Annotated in this window: 3 protein-coding genes; all 3 read left to right on the top strand. The window is 33.9% G+C overall.

What is annotated here, in order from left to right; genetic code table 11:
- Nucleotides 1–291: 291 nt before the first annotated feature.
- Nucleotides 292–627: a ribonuclease III domain-containing protein gene (locus NF27_RS07895; protein ID WP_053332692.1), complete on the top strand. Its 336-nt coding sequence runs from the start codon at nucleotides 292–294 to the stop codon at nucleotides 625–627.
- A 320-nt stretch (nucleotides 628–947) separates the two neighbouring features.
- A complete protein-coding gene (locus NF27_RS13055) occupies nucleotides 948–2,471 on the top strand; it encodes an FG-GAP repeat protein (RefSeq protein WP_053332691.1) in 1,524 nt (507 codons plus the stop codon).
- 367 nt (nucleotides 2,472–2,838) lie between these two features.
- Entirely contained in the window at nucleotides 2,839–3,489 is a 651-nt protein-coding gene (locus NF27_RS07885) for a hypothetical protein (protein ID WP_039457998.1), read from the top strand.
- The last annotated feature ends 39 nt before the right edge of the window (nucleotides 3,490–3,528 follow it).

The raw sequence follows: 3,528 nt of genomic DNA, 5'->3' as shown, positions 1-3,528 counted from the left end.
AGGCAGTCTCTTGAATGGGAGTTTAAGTCTATAATTTCAATGAAGTTTGAAATGGATACTCATATTTTATATAATGATATTATTCCTGCTTTAGGAAAGTACAAACGTTCTATGCAGATAGTGCAAGAGTATGATAACCCCTGTTTGCTTATGTGATACATAGTGGTAATAATTAAGCATCAATAAAATCACCATATAATTTTAATAATAATTAGTTTTACTTAATAATTAAGTAGTATTATTTATTAAAGCTAGATTAATTAAATCCAATATTAGCAAGGTGCAACAATTATGAAAGCGACCAGAAATAACAGAGATTTTATAGAGCCTGGAAAGTTTAGCATCTTGGAAAGAGAGCTTAAATATAAATTTAATGATAAAGCATTGTTAATAGAAGCATTAACAAAAACAGTAGCAAATGATACAAAGTCATCACAACAGCAGCATCAAAAAACTAATGAGCGTTTAGAGTTTTTAGGAGATAGAGCATTAGAGCTTGCAGTAACAAGTATAGTGCTTGAACAAAACCCTAAAAGTAAAAAAGGGGAGTTAAATAATAGGGTATCAAATCTGGTAAGAAATGATGGTACATTTATTAGATGTAGCGAAGAAGTTAAACCTTGGTGAATATATAATACATAGTGGTCAAATTAACGACCGAATATTAGCTTTCTTATTTTAATTCTTTAAGTCTTTTGTTAATTTCTACCTCTAATCCCTATCTGAGCAACAAGGCCGCACAGACATTCCTACCGACTGAAACCACAACATGTGATAATAAGGAATAATAATAAGTTAACAATAATTTAAAATAAAAAATTAATAGCGATTTAGTTATTGTAACATTATTTATATGGATTATGAACATTATTTAATTAAACTAAGCTTATAACTTTTTCATATTTCAAGAAAAGTTAACAACAAACCTTTAATATGAGGATAATAATATGACTTCATTAAATAACCCCTTCTACTTATCTTCCCTTAACGGAAAAAACGGGTTTAAATTAATTGGCGATGATAACGGTGAATTAGGTTGGCAAATAAGCAGTGCGGGAGATGTCAACGGTGACGGTATAAATGATATAATTGTAGGAGCTCAGGCTGCAAATAAATATGCAGGTAAAGCTTATGTCATTTTTGGAAAAGATTCTAAATTCTCTTCTAAACTTAGTGTTTCTAATCTTAACGGTAGTAATGGTTTTCAAATAATTGGAGAAAACTCAAGCGACGCGTTAGGCTTTTCAGTAAGCGGAGCAGGCGATATAAATGGAGATGGTTTGCATGATATAATTATAGGAGCTCCCGGTAAAAATAACCAGCTAGGGGAAGGTTATGTAGTATTCGGCAGCAAATCCGGCTTTCCTTCCACTATAAATGTTTCTGATCTTGACGGTAGTAATGGTTTTGCAATTATCGGAGATGATAAAGAGAAAGGAAGTTCTTTAGGTATGTCGGTAAGCGGTGCCGGTGATATGAACGGTGACGGCCTGGATGATATTGTTATAAGTGCACCTCAAGGAATAATAAATAATGGGGGTGGAGTAAGTTATGTACTGTACGGAAGCAACTTACCATTACCTCCGATTGTAAATCTGACTAATTTAGTACAATGGAAAGGCCTTACAATTTATGGGGAACAAAATAGTATTTCAGGACAGTCAATCGGCAAATTAGGGGATATTAACGGTGATGGTTTGGATGATATAATCATAGGTGCTCGTAATGCTGATAATGGCATAGGAGCTGCCTACGTAGTATACGGAAAGGGATCGGGAAATGCACCGCAGCATATATATCCGTATATTGAGGGTAATAACGGGTTTAAAATACAAGGAGATAGCAAGAATAGTTATCTTGGTTCATCAGTGAGCGGTATAGGAGATGTAAACGGTGACGGCTTAAATGATTTGGTCGTGTCTTCTGACAGTTCAGGTCCATGCGGCGGTAATCCGACAAATTATATATTATACGGTAGTAAAGATTTTTCTAATCCTTTTAGTGTATCAGGTATTAACGGAAACAACGGTTTTGCTATTAAGGATAGTACGGGTGCAAGCTTAAAAGTAAAAGGCGCGGGTGATATAAATAATGATGGCTTGAATGATTTAATTATAAGTAAATCTTATAATGCGTGTGGAGGCCAGGAAACAAGCTATGTATTATTTGGAGATAAACTCGGGTTTCCACCTGAGATATACATCAACCAGTATAATCTAAACGGCAGTCACGGTTTTCAAATAAATAAAGTGCGCTCGGAAGATTCTATGGGTTATTCAGTAAGTGGAGTGGGTGACGTAAACAATGACGGCATTGCAGATTTTGCTATAGGAGCTCCTTTTGCTCATGGCGACTCAGGAGTAAGCTATATAGTGTTCGGCACGGAGAATATTGAAGATTCCTTAGGTGGCGATAGTATGATTAGTAACTTTTTTTCTCAGCTAGTTGATATGTTGCCAGCTGTATTCTAGTAACTAACCGAAGCTTTATTGGTGTAAAAGGTAATAAAGCTTCTTTGCATAAAGCCGTACGGAGCAGTAACTTGGAAATGGTGGAAAGAATACTAATTACCAAACCTGAGTTAGAATTAAAAAATGCAGAAGATTTAACTGCGTTGAGCTAGCATTAGCAAATAAAGCATATGAAGTAGTGGAATGCTTAGTTAGTACAGAGGCTAAGTAGATGGCATTAAAGAAGCCGGAGGGGAAGCTTATATGCCACATAAAGCAGTAGATTATCGAGCACGCTTACTACAAGAAAAAGCCGATAATCATCTTACTTAAGGTTTATATAAATAAAAGTAGTTGTAGAATAATAATATAATTTAAGTAGAGATATATGAGAGATATTAAATGCAAAGTGATGCTGGTAGATTCTGGAAGCGAATTAAGCTATGAGTTAGCTGCAAGGTTTACCAATCATTATGATGGAGGTCAAGAGCACAGAAGAATACTAAAGTATAATGATAATGTAATAGAGTTTATGATTTGGTGTCACCCTCAATTTAATTATGCATTTAGCAATGACCGTGCCATAGAAGGTGCTGATTCTATATTAGTGTTAGATGCGAGCAAACTAATAGAAAACCATAAAAAAGATTTCAACCTTTTTTGTAAAATAAAAAGAGCGAATTCTCATTATAATGCCGACAAAAAATCTATTATTATTGCCGTGGATTGTTCTATAAATAGCGTTTCAGAACAATCATTACAGGAATTAAAACAAGAATTTCAGGGTGTTGATATAGTTAAAGTAAATCTTAGGGCTGCAGAAGGAATTAGTGAGCTCTTTGAACAAATTGCTGAAAAAAATATTTCTATAATTGATTTACAAGCACAATATAAAAATATTAAACAAGAGCTTATAGCAATTGAGCTGAGAAAATTGAAATTAACTCTGCAGTTATTTCTTATAAAAGAAATAAAAAAATTAGGGGTTAATGATAGAACAAAAGAGTATAGTGAATTGCTAAATGTTGAATGTCATTGATATTGACCCCTTAGAGTTTCAGTCTATTTGACCCCCTAA

It is taken from the genome of Candidatus Jidaibacter acanthamoeba, from assembly GCF_000815465.1.
GTDB lineage: Bacteria > Pseudomonadota > Alphaproteobacteria > Rickettsiales > Midichloriaceae > Jidaibacter > Jidaibacter acanthamoebae.
This window is presented reverse-complemented; position numbering and strand designations above follow the sequence as displayed.

Excerpts from the sequence above, each read along its gene's own strand:
- NF27_RS07885 (WP_039457998.1), top strand. The coding sequence starts at position 2,839 with ATGAGAGATATTAAATGCAAAGTGATGCTGGTAGATTCTGGAAGCGAA.
- NF27_RS07895 (WP_053332692.1), top strand. The coding sequence starts at position 292 with ATGAAAGCGACCAGAAATAACAGAGATTTTATAGAGCCTGGAAAGTTT.
- NF27_RS13055 (WP_053332691.1), top strand. The coding sequence starts at position 948 with ATGACTTCATTAAATAACCCCTTCTACTTATCTTCCCTTAACGGAAAA.